13 protein-coding genes are annotated in these 13302 nt (G+C 62.0%); 8 read left to right on the forward strand and 5 right to left on the reverse strand.

What is annotated here, in order from left to right:
- Positions 1–8 precede the first annotated feature (8 nt).
- Positions 9–806: an SDR family NAD(P)-dependent oxidoreductase gene (locus AB4N92_RS23885; protein WP_047543077.1), complete on the forward strand. Its 798-nt coding sequence runs from the start codon at positions 9–11 to the stop codon at positions 804–806.
- Positions 807–835: 29 nt separating this feature from the next.
- Positions 836–1252 carry an SRPBCC family protein gene (locus AB4N92_RS23890; protein ID WP_029529162.1) on the forward strand — a complete coding sequence of 139 codons (417 nt, stop codon included), beginning with the start codon at positions 836–838 and terminating at the stop codon, positions 1250–1252.
- Between the two features lie 58 nt (positions 1253–1310).
- Here AB4N92_RS23890 and AB4N92_RS23895 read toward each other — a convergent pair whose 3' ends face one another.
- Together AB4N92_RS23895 and AB4N92_RS23900 are read right to left on the reverse strand one after the other, a co-directional pair.
- Positions 1311–2702 carry a sensor histidine kinase gene (locus AB4N92_RS23895; protein ID WP_010211031.1) on the reverse strand — a complete coding sequence of 464 codons (1392 nt, stop codon included), beginning with the start codon at positions 2700–2702 and terminating at the stop codon, positions 1311–1313.
- Positions 2680–3363: a response regulator transcription factor gene (locus AB4N92_RS23900; RefSeq protein ID WP_010211030.1), complete on the reverse strand. Its 684-nt coding sequence runs from the start codon at positions 3361–3363 to the stop codon at positions 2680–2682. The genes AB4N92_RS23895 and AB4N92_RS23900 overlap by 23 nt, the downstream gene beginning before the upstream one ends.
- Before the next feature lie 334 nt (positions 3364–3697).
- Between AB4N92_RS23900 and AB4N92_RS23905 the strand changes: the two genes are divergently transcribed.
- Positions 3698–4603: a hypothetical protein gene (locus AB4N92_RS23905; RefSeq protein WP_010211029.1), complete on the forward strand. Its 906-nt coding sequence runs from the start codon at positions 3698–3700 to the stop codon at positions 4601–4603.
- Between the two features lie 117 nt (positions 4604–4720).
- Here the strand turns inward: AB4N92_RS23905 and AB4N92_RS23910 are convergent, their stop codons facing one another.
- On the reverse strand, positions 4721–5932 hold the full coding sequence (locus AB4N92_RS23910) for a multidrug effflux MFS transporter (RefSeq protein WP_047543081.1): 1212 nt from the start codon (positions 5930–5932) through the stop codon (positions 4721–4723).
- Between the two features lie 92 nt (positions 5933–6024).
- Here AB4N92_RS23910 and pdxR point away from each other — a divergent pair, with 92 nt between their 5' ends.
- Positions 6025–7437 carry a MocR-like pyridoxine biosynthesis transcription factor PdxR gene (gene pdxR, locus AB4N92_RS23915; RefSeq protein WP_045792250.1) on the forward strand — a complete coding sequence of 471 codons (1413 nt, stop codon included), beginning with the start codon at positions 6025–6027 and terminating at the stop codon, positions 7435–7437.
- A gap of 6 nt (positions 7438–7443) precedes the next feature.
- On the opposite strand, the gene AB4N92_RS23920 is transcribed toward pdxR, so the two are convergent.
- Both AB4N92_RS23920 and AB4N92_RS23925 read right to left on the reverse strand, forming a co-directional pair.
- A complete protein-coding gene (locus AB4N92_RS23920) occupies positions 7444–8352 on the reverse strand; it encodes a MurR/RpiR family transcriptional regulator (protein ID WP_010211026.1) in 909 nt (302 codons plus the stop codon).
- A 50-nt stretch (positions 8353–8402) separates the two neighbouring features.
- The gene (locus AB4N92_RS23925) at positions 8403–8639 is read right to left on the reverse strand and encodes a hypothetical protein (RefSeq protein ID WP_047543088.1); all 237 of its coding nucleotides are present in this window, start codon (positions 8637–8639) and stop codon (positions 8403–8405) included.
- On the opposite strand from AB4N92_RS23925, the gene AB4N92_RS23930 reads away from it, so the two are divergent.
- From AB4N92_RS23930 to AB4N92_RS23945, 4 genes are all read left to right on the forward strand, one after another.
- Entirely contained in the window at positions 8638–10575 is a 1938-nt protein-coding gene (locus AB4N92_RS23930; protein WP_021491725.1) for a bifunctional 5-dehydro-2-deoxygluconokinase/5-dehydro-2-deoxyphosphogluconate aldolase, read from the forward strand. The two genes, AB4N92_RS23925 and AB4N92_RS23930, sit on opposite strands and share 2 nt — an antisense overlap.
- Positions 10576–10725: 150 nt before the next feature.
- Positions 10726–11613 carry a myo-inosose-2 dehydratase gene (iolE, locus tag AB4N92_RS23935; protein WP_460128424.1) on the forward strand — a complete coding sequence of 296 codons (888 nt, stop codon included), beginning with the start codon at positions 10726–10728 and terminating at the stop codon, positions 11611–11613.
- Positions 11614–11616: 3 nt separating this feature from the next.
- Positions 11617–12405, forward strand: a complete 789-nt coding sequence (gene iolB, locus AB4N92_RS23940; protein ID WP_010211023.1) for a 5-deoxy-glucuronate isomerase — start codon at positions 11617–11619, stop codon at positions 12403–12405.
- 28 nt (positions 12406–12433) lie between these two features.
- The gene (locus AB4N92_RS23945) at positions 12434–13255 is read left to right on the forward strand and encodes a TIM barrel protein (RefSeq protein WP_236267316.1); all 822 of its coding nucleotides are present in this window, start codon (positions 12434–12436) and stop codon (positions 13253–13255) included.
- Positions 13256–13302 lie beyond the last annotated feature (47 nt).

The raw sequence follows: 13302 nt of genomic DNA on the forward strand, positions 1-13302 counted from the left end.
TTCAACCGATGAAAATTGATGTGAGCGGTAAAGTAGCCATCGTCAGCGGCAGCACGGCCGGCATTGGCCTGGGCATCAGCCAGGCGCTTGCAGCATCCGGCGCCACCGTGGTGGTGATCGGGCGTGAAGCGGGCAAGGTGGATGACGCCTTGGCGAGCATCCGCCAGGCCGTCCCCGGCGCGGACCTGCGCGGGCTGGTGGCAGACCTCGGCACGGCCGAAGGTGCAGAAAAACTGTTCGCCGCCGAACCGCGCGCCGACATCCTGGTCAACAACCTGGGTATCTTCAACGATGTGGATTTCTTCGAGGCCCCGGACAGCGAATGGGCACGCTTCTATGAAGTCAACGTGATCTCCGGTGTGCGCCTGGCGCGGCATTACGTGCCGGGCATGGTCGGGCAGGGCTGGGGGCGAGTGATCTTCCTGTCGTCGGAGTCCGGCGTGGCGACCCCGGCGGACATGATCAACTACGGCGTGACCAAGAGCGCCAACCTGGCGGTGTCGCATGGTTTGGCCAAGCGCCTGGCGGGTAGCGGCGTGACGGTTAACGCGGTTTTGCCTGGCCCGACCTTTACCGACGGCCTGGAGCAGATGCTCAAGGACGCCACCGCAAAATCCGGGCGCAGTGCGCGGGACGAGGCGGATGTGTTTGTGCGAAACGCACGGCCAACCTCGATCATCCAGCGCGCAGCAAATGTGGATGAAGTCGCCAACCTGGTGGCGTACATTGCTTCACCCCTGTCTTCTGCCACCACCGGTGCCGCGTTGCGGGTCGACGGCGGTGTGGTCGACAGCATGGCCATCTGAATGGTTTTCTATTTTCTGGAGTAATTAACGTGGCAACAGCGTCTTCTGTGATTGAAATCCCTGTATCGGCCGATCAGGTCTGGCAATTGATCGGCGGCTTCAACAGCCTGCCGGACTGGTTGCCGTTTATCGTCAAAAGCGAGGCCCTTGATGGCGGTCGCGTGCGTCATCTGCAAACCGCCGATGGCGGGGTGGTGGTGGAGCGTTTGCAGAGCTTTGATAACGTCGGCCGTACTTACAGCTACACCATTGAACAGTCGCCATTTCCGGTGAGTGCATACCTGGCAACGGTGCAGGTCGAGGCGTTGGGTGAAGCGTCGGCGAAAGTGACCTGGTCCGGTGTGTTCACGCCGGCGGCAGGCACCACGGATGCGGCGGCGGAAGAGTTGTTTGCGGGTGTTTACAGCGGTGGGCTGGAGGCGTTGCGGGCCAATTTCCCAGGCTGACCCGCGTCCCCTGTAGGAGCCGGCAAGCCGGCTCCTACAGGGTGTTGTGATGCATGCGTTATTCGGGCATGAGTTGTTGGCGGCACTCCAGAACCAGGCGTGCACCGCCTCGCTCACTCGTACCCACTTCCAGCCTGAACCCATGCAGGTTGATGATCGCCGCCACAATCGACAAGCCCAATCCAAAGCCGCCTTGCTGGTCGCTCTCATCCACGCGATAGAAGCGCTGGAACACCGCGTCACGTTCCGCTGCGGGTATGCCGGGGCCGGAGTCGTGCACTTCAAGGCGCGTGCTGCCGGCGTCGTTGACCCCACGCAGAATCACCTCGCCGCCCGGTGGGGAGAACTTGATCGAGTTGCTCAGCAGGTTGGCGAGGGCTTCGAACAGCAATGCGCGGTCGCCGGTGATCCATGGCAGGGACTCCGGCGTTTCGAGCCGCAATTGCAGTTCGCCTTCTTCGGCCAGGGGCAGGTAGAAGTCGTGCAACTCGCGCAACAGTGGCAGTGGATCCATGACCAAAAAGCCTGAGCGACGCTGGTGGTCTTCCAGTTCGGAGATACGTAACAGCCCCCGGAAGCGCGCCATCAGGGTGTCGGTTTCGGCAATCGCGTCATCCAGTTTCACCGCGTAGTCCGACTCCGCCTCGGCCTCCTGCTTGATGCGGTACAGCTGCGCACGCAGGCGCGTGAGCGGGGTGCGCAGGTCGTGGGCGATGTTGTCGCACACGCCCTTGACCTCGTTCATCAGCTTCTCGATGCGATCAAGCATGGCGTTGACGATGGCCGCGAGCATGTCCAGTTCGTCGCGCCGATTCGACAGCGGCAGACGGTGGGTCAGGTCGCCGGCGACGATGGCTTCGGCGCTGGCCTGGATCCCGCGAATCCGCCGCAACGGGCGACGACGCAACAAATGCCAGCCCGCAGCGCCAGGGATAATCGTCAGGGAAAGCGCCCACAGCAGGGCATGCCAGATGATACGGGTCACGCCGAACAGCGAGCCGTTGGCGCGTACCAGTACCAGCCAGCGGCCGTCATCGGTATGGGTGGCGACGGCGTCGCAGCTGTCCTTGGGCAACTTGGGGTCGTCGGAGTCGACGCAGTTGGTCAGGGCGTGGATCTTGCCGTCCAGGGGCAAGTCGGGCGGCACCGCGCGGATCGGTCCATTGAGAGGGCGGAACTGCTCATCGAACAAGCCGTAGGCGTCCACGCCCTTCATGTCGAAGGTCATGCTGGTGGTCAGGGCTTCCACCAGTTCCTCGCCGTCAAAGCGCTGGAACAGGTGCTGGCGCTGCATCAGCGAATGGCGCGACAGGTCGCCCAGATAGCCCGACACCTCGTAGTACAGCACCCCCATGAGGATGCAGCTCCAGGCCACGAACAACGAACTGTACAGCGCCAGCAAGCGGCTGCTGGAAGAGCGCCAGCCCTTAGAGGGGTTCAGCAATGACATAACCGGAACCTCGTACCGTGCGGATCAGCGGCGTGAGGCCCGGTGGGTCGATCTTCTTGCGCAGACGGCCGATGTGCACGTCGATCAAGTTGGTGCCGGGGTCGAAGTGATAGCCCCAGACTTCCTCGAAAATCATCATCCGCGACAGGATCTGCCCAGTGTTGCGCATCAGGAACTCCAGCAACTTGTATTCGGTGGGCAACAGGCTCAGGGGCTGATCGGCACGACTGGCTTCACGGCTGATCAGGTTCAGCTCCAGGTCGGCCACGCGCAGGGCGGTTTCGAATTCCTGGACGGTGCTTTTGCGCCGCAGCAGCACTTCAACGCGAGCGGCCATTTCATCCGAGGCGAACGGTTTGGTGAGGTAGTCATCACCGCCGGCACGCAGGCCGCGCACACGTTCGTCCACATCGGAGAGGGCGCTGATCATCAGGATCGGCGTCGACACACCGATAGTGCGCAGCGTGGTGACGATGGCCAGGCCATCGAGTTCCGGCAGCATGCGGTCGAGGGTGATCAGGTCGTAGTCGCCACTCACGGCGCGGACCAGGCCTTCGCGGCCGTTGTCTACCCAATCTACATCCAGTCCATGGCTACTCAGCTCGGCGACGATCTCGCGGGCCGTTACGGCGTCATCCTCGATAGTCAAAATACGGGTCATGGTATTACCTGGTGATCGATTCACACGGGAAGACCGCAATCGCCAGCAAGCCGGCGCCTACGGAAGTGCGGGCATTTTGCCAAGAAATCGCTGAACGCTTCCTAAATAAAACTTCATATTGGCAAAACTGACACATCTTTCATGACCGGCTAACGGGAATGCATAACGCCCGCCCGCAACGGCCCTTTCTTGCAAGTTGCATGGTTTGAGTAAGTTCAATTTACTTAACTTCATGATTTGTAACGGTTTTAAATTTTTTGCTGCCTGGCATGGTGCCTGCACTGTCCCTTTTGAGACTTGTAACACTATTTTTCTGCCTTGGAGCACAACAACAATGATCACATCCTCATCCACGCTGCAAGAATCGAGCACGCTCTCCGGGGTTTCCTGGGGGGCGATTTTTGCCGGGGCGGCCGCTGCGGCCGCATTGTCCCTGATCCTCGTGCTGCTGGGCTTCGGCCTGGGCTTTTCGGCGGTGTCGCCGTGGGCTGACAGTGGCATCAGCGCCAAGGGGCTTGGCATTTCCACGATTGTCTGGCTGGCGTTTACCCAGATCGTCGCATCCGGGCTGGGCGGCTATATTGCCGGTCGGTTGCGGGTGAAGTGGGCGAATATGCACGGCGATGAGGTGTACTTCCGCGACACGGCCCATGGGTTCCTGGCCTGGGCTGTGGCCACGTTGATTACCGCAGTGCTGGTGGTCGGTTCGGTGAGCAGTGTCGTCAGTGGCGGCGTGAAAGCCGGTGCCAGTGTTGCAGCCGGCGCGGCCAGCGGCATTACGCAAGCCGCCGGCAGTGCCGCCAAGGGTGTCAATGGCGGCGACTTCGACTACTACGTCGACAGCCTGTTCCGCGATGACCGCCCGGTAGCCGTCAGCGATGACGCCGCCCACGGCGTGGTTGCCCGCATCTTCACCCGCACCCTGAGCAATGACGGCCAATTGGCCGCTGAAGACCGTGCCTACCTGGCCCAGTTGATCAGCCAGCGCACCAACCTCAGCCAGGCAGATGCCGAAGCGCGTATCGACAAAGTCTATGGCGATGCCCGCAAAGCAGTGGAAGACGCCAAGCTTAAAGCCAAACAAGCCGCTGACACCGCCGCCAAGGTCGCTGCCTACACGTCGCTTTGGACCTTTGTTGCTCTGTTGATCGGCGCGTTCTTCGCCAGTTTCGCAGCCACCTTTGGCGGTCGCCGTCGCGATGCCGTGGTGTATGTGGAAACCGAACACTTCGTCCGTTAATTCATTCAAGGCCCGTTCTTTCAAGGAGAGCATCATGCGTTCACTACTGCTTTGGTTCCTCGGTGTGCCTATTCCTGTGATCATCCTGATCGCGATCTTCATGCACTGATTACCGTTTCATCCAAGCCGCGCCTGAGTAACAGGCGCGGCTTTTTGCTGCAAGGCCAGCCAGCTGGTCACCAGTAACACACTCGCGACTGATGTCATGATCACCAATGGCGCAGAGGTGCCATCGGACATCAACCCGGTCGCCCAACTGCTCACCGCCGTCAGCAACATCTGGGTGAAAAAGAACAGCCCGGATGCCGTTCCCGCGATTGCGCCATAAGGCTGCAGCACCGACAGCTGACAGGCCGGAATCGTCATACCCACCGATACCATGATCAGTACCATTGGCAACACAATCGCCAGCCATTCCCCTGGCAGTGCCGTTGTGGCCAGTGCAAGAGTGACGCTGCCCAGCAGATTCAGGCCTATCCCCACGGCGATCAAGCGGTCCGGGTCAAAGCGCCTGACCAGGCGCCGGAACAGGTTCGCGCCCAGCATGTAGCCGCTGATCGTGGCGGCGAACACCAGGGCATACGCCGTGGCGGACAGATGGAAGCCGCGTTGCAGCAGCGCCGATGACTCACTGATAAACGGAAAGTAGGTGCTGTACACGCAACCGATGGCCAAGGCGTAACGCAGAAAATAACGATCGCGCAGCAACTGGCCGTAGAGGCGCAGCAGTCCCTGCGGCGGGGCGGCGGCGACTTCCGGCGGGCGGGTTTCGGGCAGGCGGCGATACACCACCCCGCACAGCACAGCTCCGATCCCCCCCAGCAGCACGAACAGCCCGCGCCAGTTGATGAACGGCAGCATCAGGCTGCCCAGTACCGGCGCGGCCATGGGTGAGATGGCCATGGCCATGGAGATCAGGCCGAGCAGGCGTGCCTGTTCGTCGCGGTCGAAGTAGTCACGCACTATCACGCGGCCGATCACGGTGGTGCAGCAACCGCCCAAGGCCTGGAACAGGCGCGCGATGATCAACACGGCGAGGTTGTCCGCCAGGGCGCACGCTGCCGTGGCGAGGACATACAGGAACAACCCGACCAGCAATACCGGACGGCGGCCGAAGCGGTCGGTGAGTGGCCCACTGACCAGCAGCGAAATCGCCGAGCCGAGGGCGTACAGCGTGAGGGTCAGTTGCAACTGGCTGTCGCTGGTGTGGAAATAGTCAGCCATGGCGGGTAGGGCCGGCAGGTGCATGTCCAGGGTGACGCGTGGCAAGGCGATGAGCGCGGTCAGCAGCATCAGCCAGAACCCAGTGGAGAGGGCGCGTTGAGTCATGGGGCGTCTCGAAGCAAGGAGTAGAGCCCGGACTCTAGCTGTATTGTGGTTTAATCCTGAGGACCACTTATGCCTTGTTTGATAGGACCACTATGAGCCGAGGAAAAACCGCATCCGTGCTCGACCTGCCGCGTCCCGACACGCTGGGCGCGGGCAAGCAGCAGGGCGCCTACGAAGCCTTGCGCGGGGCGATCCTCAACCGGCAATTGCCGGCGGGCAGCCGCTTGCCCTCCACGCGCAGCCTGGCCGAGCGCTGGTGGGTGTCACGTGGCACGCTGGAAGCCGTGTTCGACCGCCTGCACAGCGAAGGCTACGTAAAACGCGTCGCCGGGTCTGGCACGCGGGTGTGTGCGGTAATCCCGGAGCAGTTCATCGCCGCGCCGTTGGCCAAGGACATACCTCGTCGCCCTGCGGAGCCTGATCCGCCGGATGTCGGTGTGCAGAGCCATGTGCCCTTTGTCGCACGCCGCCCGGATGCCAGTCTGTTTGACCTGAAGACCTGGGCCCGCTGCATCTCCCGTGGGTTGCTGGCAGCAGGGCCGGGCGTGCTGGAAGCATCGCACCCGGCCGGCCTGCCTGAATTGCGCGCACAGATCGCCGACTACCTGCGCAGCTATCGCGGCCTGCACTGCGAGGCCGATGAAGTGATCGTCACCACCGGCATCCGTCATGCCCTCGACTTGATTGCGCGCAGCGTACTCAAGGCGGGCGAGACGGCCTGTGTCGAAGACCCCGGCTACCTGCCGGCGCGGCGTCTGTTCGCCCTGGCAGGCGCCAATGTGCAGGGTATTCCCGTCACTGCCGAGGGCCTCGACACTGGCCAACTCCCTGAGAGGGCGCGCTTGGCCTATGTCACACCGGCGCACCAGGCGCCGCTGGGCATGACCCTGTCGGTATCCCGTCGCCTGGCGTTGCTGGACTGGGCCGCTCGCGCCGACGCCTGGGTGGTCGAAGACGATTACGACAGCGAGTACAACTACAACACCGCGCCGCTGGCGGCGCTCAAATCCCTGGATTCGGCCGACCGCGTGATCTATTGCGGCAGCTTCAACAAGAACCTGTTCCCCGGCTTGCGCGTAGGCTTCATGGTGTTGCCCAAGGTGTTGCGCCGCGGACTGTTGCGCACCTTGCAACTCACCGGGCATTCGGTGGGGGCCACTGATCAATTGGGGCTGGTGGAGTTCCTGCGCAGCGGCGCCTTCGTACGTCATTTGCGTGCCTCGCGCCAAGCGTACCAGGCCCGACGCGATACGTTGCTGGAGTGCCTGGGCGGGCACTGCGCGGTCAGCGGCCAGCAGGCCGGATTGCATTTTGTGATGTGGCTGCCGGCGGGTGTCGAAGAGGTCGATTTCTGCAACCGCGCTGCTGAAGCAGGTTTGACGCTGCAGCCGCTGGGCAAGTTCTGTCACGGGGTGACCTTGCCGCCGGCGGTGATCATTGGCTACACCGCGCTGACCCTGGCGCAGATCCGCTACCACGGCCGCGCGTTGGCGCAGTTGTGGTAGGCGTCGTCAGTCGTCGAACCCGACTTGCTCGTGAATCTCATCCACTTTCAACTCCAACCGGTACGCCACCGCAATAAACAACGCCTGGCACAGGCACAGGGTGGCGCTCAACGAGCGGAAGGCAAACGACGAACCTTCATTCACCAACAGCACCGCGTTCGCCCGCTTGGCCAGGGGCGACAGGTTGCTGTCGGTGATGATCAGGGTCTTGGCCTGATGATGCTGGGCGATGCGCAGGCAATGCTGCGTCTCTTTGCCGTAGGGCGTGAAGCTGATGGCGATCACCAGGTCATTGGCGCGCACGCTGCGCATCTGTTCGCGGTAGCTGCCGCCCAGGCCTGAGATCAGATGGATGCGTTTGTTGGTGTGCTGCAGGTTGTAGACCAGGTAGTCCGCCACCGCGAAGGAGCGGCGCACGCCGACCACGTAGATATTGTCGGCATTCACCACCAGGTCCACGGCTTTGTCGAAAGCGACATCATCCAACTCCAGCCCCAGGCGCTCGATGCCGGACAGGGTCGCGTTGACGCACTCGCGCGCCAGGTCGCCGCCGCTGGCTTTCTGCGACTTGTTGGCGATCATGCTGCGGATGCGCTGCTGATAGTTCTGCACCGGCGTGGTCTTGTGGGTGTAGGCCTCGCGGAACAGCGCCTGCATCTCACTGAACCCACTGAACCCGAAGCGCTGCGAGAAGCGCACGATGGCCGACGGGTGCACTTCGCACTCGCGGGCGATGTCGCTGATGCGGTCGACCATGATCCGGTCGCTCTGCTGGCTCATGTAGCTGGCGATACGCTTGAGTTGGCGCGGCAGGCTCTCGTATTCGTCGGTGATCAGTTGCAACAGGCGCTCGGCATTGATCGGAGGGCTGGCGATGGTGTCTTCCAGGGTGGTCTCGGGATCGGTGCGGGACATGGGTAATCCTTCTGGCGTTTTTGTCTGTTGCGCTGATGGGTAGCGCAAGTCTACAGGGTAGGCGCAAAAAAATACCTTGGCATCACGGCCGGCGTGGCCTGCTGAAACGATGCACTGTGGTGGGAGTGCCCCTGTACGAGCTTAATGGAAAAAATATTCCAATGAAAAAATATCTGGAATAAATATTGATTGGCGTCGCCGGACGTTCTAGTCTGCTCCCACCAAGAGCGTTTTGCCGTCGCCACGTCGGTACAACGCAGGCTGATAAAAATAACAGGAGCCAGCATGGGCCAGACTCGTTTTGCCAGTGGGCGTCAATTGGATCTGATTTGCCTCGGGCGCCTGGGCGTCGACCTTTATGCGCAGCAAGTGGGTGCGCGGCTTGAGGACGTGTCCAGCTTTGCCAAGTACCTCGGCGGTTCCTCCGCCAACATCGCCTTCGGCACCGCCAGGCTGGGCCTCAGGTCGGCGATGTTGAGCCGGGTCGGCGATGACCATATGGGGCGCTTCCTGGTGGAGTCCCTGGCCCGCGAAGGCTGTGATGTCAGCGGCATCAAGGTCGATCCGGAACGCCTCACCGCGCTGGTCCTGCTTGGTCTCAAGGACCGCGAAACCTTTCCCCTGGTGTTCTACCGCGAAAACTGCGCCGACATGGCCCTGCGCGCCGAAGACATCAGCGAAGCCTTTATCGCCTCCAGCAAGGCGTTGTTGATCACCGGCACGCATTTCTCCACCGACGGCGTGTACAAGGCCAGCATCCAGGCGCTGGATTACGCGGCCAAGCACAACGTCCAGCGCGTGCTGGATATCGACTACCGCCCCGTACTGTGGGGCCTGGCGGGCAAGGCTGATGGTGAAACCCGTTTTGTCGCCGACCAGAATGTCAGCCAGCATGTACAGAAGATCCTGCCGCGCTTTGATCTGATCGTCGGCACTGAAGAAGAATTCCTCATCGCGGGGGGCAGTGAAGACTTGCTCACTGCGCTGCGCAAGGTGCGCGAACTGACCCCGGCGACCCTGGTGGTCAAGCTCGGCCCGCAGGGTTGCACAGTGATCCACGGCGCCATTCCCGCACGTCTTGAAGACGGCGCCATCTACCCCGGTGTGCGTGTAGAAGTGCTCAATGTGCTCGGTGCCGGCGATGCGTTCATGTCGGGCTTCCTCAGCGGCTGGATCAACGATGCGAGTGACGAGCGTTGCAGCCAGTTGGCCAATGCCTGTGGCGGCCTGGTCGTCTCACGCCACGCCTGCGCCCCGGCCATGCCCACGCCGGCGGAGCTGGAATACCTGTTCAACAGCCCGGTACCGATTACCCGACCGGACCAGGACCTGACCCTGCAACGTCTGCACCGTGTGACGGTGCCGCGCAAGGCCTGGAAACAACTGTTCGTGTTTGCCTTCGATCATCGCTGGCAGCTGGTGGACCTGGCGCAGAAAGGCGGCCAGGACCTGGCGCGCATCAGTGACGCCAAGCAACTGTTCATCCAGGCCATTGAGCGCGTGGAGAAAAAACTCGCAGAGCAAGGCGTCGAGGCCGACGTCGGCCTGCTCGCTGACCAGCGCTTCGGCCAGGATGCGCTCAACGCCGCCAGCGGTCGCGGCTGGTGGATTGCGCGTCCGGTGGAAGTGCAGAACTCGCGTCCCCTGGCGTTCGAACACGGTCGCTCGGTGGGCAGCAACCTGATTGCCTGGCCCCAGGAGCAGATCATCAAGTGCCTGGTGCAATTCCATCCCGACGACGAGCCGCTGCTGCGCCTGGAACAGGAAGCGCAACTCAAGGCAGTGTACGAAGCGTCGATTGTCAGCGGCCATGAACTGCTGCTGGAAGTCATCCCGCCCAAGGATCACCCGTCGACTTACCCCGACGTGCTCTACCGCAGTCTCAAGCGTCTGTACAACCTGGGTATCTACCCGGCGTGGTGGAAGATCGAGGCGCAGTCGGCCGAGGACTGGAAGAAGCTCGACGAACTGATCCAGGAGCGCGACCCGTACTGCCGTGGCGTGGTGCTGCTGGGCCTGAATGCGTCGGCCGAGTTTCTCGCCGACGGCTTCCAGCAGGCCAGCCAGAGCACGACCTGCCGAGGGTTTGCCGTTGGCCGCACGATCTTCCAGGAGCCGAGCCGGGCGTGGATGGCGGGGGAGATTGATGATGAGGTTTTGATTCAGCAAGTCCAGGCCACCTTTGAACAGCTCATAAACGCCTGGCGCAGTGCCCGAAATTAAACACGGTCAAATGTGGGAGCGGGCTTGCTCGCGAGCGCGGTGGGTCAGTTAAAGAATTGCGATCTGATAGACCGCATTCGCGAGCAAGCCCGCTCCCACATAACGCAAATCTCACCAGGCTCAAGTCAGATAAAAACAAAAGGTGCAGCCATGCCCGCAATCCGAATTGGCATCAACCCGATCTCCTGGAGCAACGATGACCTCCCCGCCCTGGGCGGCGAAACGCCTCTGAGCACCGCCCTGAGCGAAGGCAAGGACATCCGCTACGAAGGCTTCGAACTCAACGGAAAATTCCCCAAGGACGCCAAGGGCGTCGGCGATGTGTTGCGCCCTTATGACCTGGCGCTGGTCTCCGGCTGGTACTCCAGCCGCCTGGCCCGGCGCTCGGTGGCTGAAGAAATCGAGGCCATCGTCGGGCATGTCGAGTTGCTGAAACGCAATGGCGCTACGGTGCTGGTGTACGGCGAGGTGGCCGATTCAATCCAGGGCTCGCGCATCCGCCTGATCGAACGCCCGCGCTTTCACAGCGAACAAGCCTGGCAGGACTACGCCGACAAACTCACCGAACTGGCGCGTTTCACCCTGTCCCAAGGCGTGCGCCTGGCGTACCACCACCATATGGGCGCTTATGTTGAATCTCCGGAAGACATCGACCAACTGATGCGCCGTACCGGCCCGGAAGTCGGCCTGCTGTTCGATTCGGGCCACTGCTACATGGGCGGCGGCGAGCCCATTGAGGTGCTGCGCAAACACATCGACCGCGTCTGCCACGTGCATTTCAAGGACGTGCGCAAGGCGGTGGTGCAACTGGCGCGCAACCAGATGTGGAGCTTCCCCGACTGCATCGTCAACGGCACTTTCACCGTGCCCGGCGATGGCGATATCGACTTCGCCGAATTGCTCGATGTGCTGCTGGCCGCCCAATACGAAGGTTGGCTGGTGGTGGAAGCCGAACAGGACCCGGCGGTCGCACCCAGCTATATCTATGCAAAAAAAGGCTATGACACCTTGCGTGCGCTTCTCAACGAGAGGACTTGAGTGATGAGCTTGTTGGTCAAAAGCAGCAAACGCGGCCAGACCATGGTCGCCCTGGAAGCCGGACGCCTGGAGTATGTGGGCTTTTGCGCCTACCGCCTGAGCCTGGGGGAAACCCTGCCGGTCAGTGCCGGTGATAAAGAACTGTGCCTGGTGCTGCTCAGCGGCCGGGTGAACATCGAAGGCGAAGGTTTCAACTGGCAGAACCTGGGCGATCGACAATCGGTGTTTGAAGACAAATCCCCGTTCGCCGCCTACCTGCCGCCGGGCACTGATGCCCTGGTCACCGCGTTGAGCGACGTACAGATTGCCGTATGCGCCGCACCGGGCACCGTGGGCTACGAGCCGCGTCTGATCCGCCCGGAAAATTGCAAGCGCAGCGTACGCGGCAAGGGCGCCAACACCCGCTACGTCTGCGACATCCTGCCCGACAGCGAGCCGGCCCATTCCCTGCTGGTGGTGGAAGTACGTACGCCGTCCGGGCATTCGTCGAGTTACCCGCCGCACAAGCACGACACCGATGACCTGCCGCACCAGAGCTTCCTGGAAGAAACCTACTACCACCAGATCAACCCGCCCCAGGGCTTCGTGTTCCAGCGCGTTTACACCGACGACCGCAGCATCGACCAGGCCATGGCCGTGGAAAACAGCGACCTGGTGGTGGTGCCCAAGGGGTATCACCCGGTTAGCGTGCCCTATGGCTACGAGTCTTATTACCTGAACGTGATGGCCGGCCCCAAGCGCGCCTGGCATTTCCATAACGACCCGCAGCACAGTTGGCTGCTGGACCTTTAATCAGCGGTTTGGACGGAGAACAACAAGAATGAAGTCGCCTCTACGTTTCGCCCTTAACCGTATGGTCGCGCCCAACCTGTCCCTGCCGGATTTCATCCAACTGGCCGTGGCCTTGAAATGCGATGCCATCGAGATTCGCAACGACCTCAAGGATCGTCAGATCGAATACGGCACCCCGGCCAGCCGCGTGCGTGAATTGTGTGCGGCCCAGGGCATCACGGTGCTGTCGATCAACGCGCTGTACCCCTTCGATGTGTGGAATGACGAGCGCCGCGCCCAGGCGATAGCGCTCGCCACGTATGCTCGCGAATGCGGTGCGCAGGGCTTGGTGATGTGTCCGTTCAATGAACCCGGCGACACCCGCAACGAAGCCCAGCGTGCCGCCGGTTTGCGCACTGCGTTGAGCGAGCTGGCGCCGATCCTGCGCGAGTACGGGATTCTCGGGTTTATCGAGCCCCTGGGCTTCGAAGAATGCACCATGCGCCGTAAGCGCGTGGCGGTGAACGCGATCCAGTCCATCGGCGGCCTGGATGTGTTTCGCCTGGTGCACGACACCTTCCATCATCACCTGGCCGGCGAACATGAGTTTTTTCCGGAGTTGACCGGGCTGGTGCATATCTCCGGTGTGGAAGATGCCGAGGCGCCGCTCCAATCGATTCGCGACGGTCACCGGGTGCTGGTGGGCGAGGGCGATATCCTCGGCAACGCCGCGCAGATCGACACCTTGCTCAGCAGCGGTTACAGCGGCTACCTGTCGTTCGAACCGTTTGCGACAAGCGTGCACGAGCTGGCGGATATCCAGCAAGCGTTGGGCGCGAGCATTGCCCATCTGAACAAATCCCGGAACTGACAGCGGATAACTTGTGGGAGCGGGCGAGCTCGCGAAGGCGGTGTGTC

Source organism: Pseudomonas sp. S3_A09 (assembly GCF_054668065.1).

Excerpts from the sequence above, each read along its gene's own strand:
- AB4N92_RS23920 (WP_010211026.1), bottom strand. The coding sequence starts at position 8,352 with ATGTCCCGCACCGATCCCGAGACCACCCTGGAAGACACCATCGCCAGC.
- pdxR (WP_045792250.1), top strand. The coding sequence starts at position 6,025 with ATGAGCCGAGGAAAAACCGCATCCGTGCTCGACCTGCCGCGTCCCGAC.
- AB4N92_RS23900 (WP_010211030.1), bottom strand. The coding sequence starts at position 3,363 with ATGACCCGTATTTTGACTATCGAGGATGACGCCGTAACGGCCCGCGAG.
- AB4N92_RS23885 (WP_047543077.1), top strand. The coding sequence starts at position 9 with ATGAAAATTGATGTGAGCGGTAAAGTAGCCATCGTCAGCGGCAGCACG.
- iolB (WP_010211023.1), top strand. The coding sequence starts at position 11,617 with ATGAGCTTGTTGGTCAAAAGCAGCAAACGCGGCCAGACCATGGTCGCC.
- AB4N92_RS23930 (WP_021491725.1), top strand. The coding sequence starts at position 8,638 with ATGGGCCAGACTCGTTTTGCCAGTGGGCGTCAATTGGATCTGATTTGC.
- AB4N92_RS23895 (WP_010211031.1), bottom strand. The coding sequence starts at position 2,702 with ATGTCATTGCTGAACCCCTCTAAGGGCTGGCGCTCTTCCAGCAGCCGC.
- AB4N92_RS23910 (WP_047543081.1), bottom strand. The coding sequence starts at position 5,932 with ATGACTCAACGCGCCCTCTCCACTGGGTTCTGGCTGATGCTGCTGACC.
- AB4N92_RS23945 (WP_236267316.1), top strand. The coding sequence starts at position 12,434 with ATGAAGTCGCCTCTACGTTTCGCCCTTAACCGTATGGTCGCGCCCAAC.
- AB4N92_RS23925 (WP_047543088.1), bottom strand. The coding sequence starts at position 8,639 with ATGCTGGCTCCTGTTATTTTTATCAGCCTGCGTTGTACCGACGTGGCG.
- iolE (WP_460128424.1), top strand. The coding sequence starts at position 10,726 with ATGCCCGCAATCCGAATTGGCATCAACCCGATCTCCTGGAGCAACGAT.
- AB4N92_RS23905 (WP_010211029.1), top strand. The coding sequence starts at position 3,698 with ATGATCACATCCTCATCCACGCTGCAAGAATCGAGCACGCTCTCCGGG.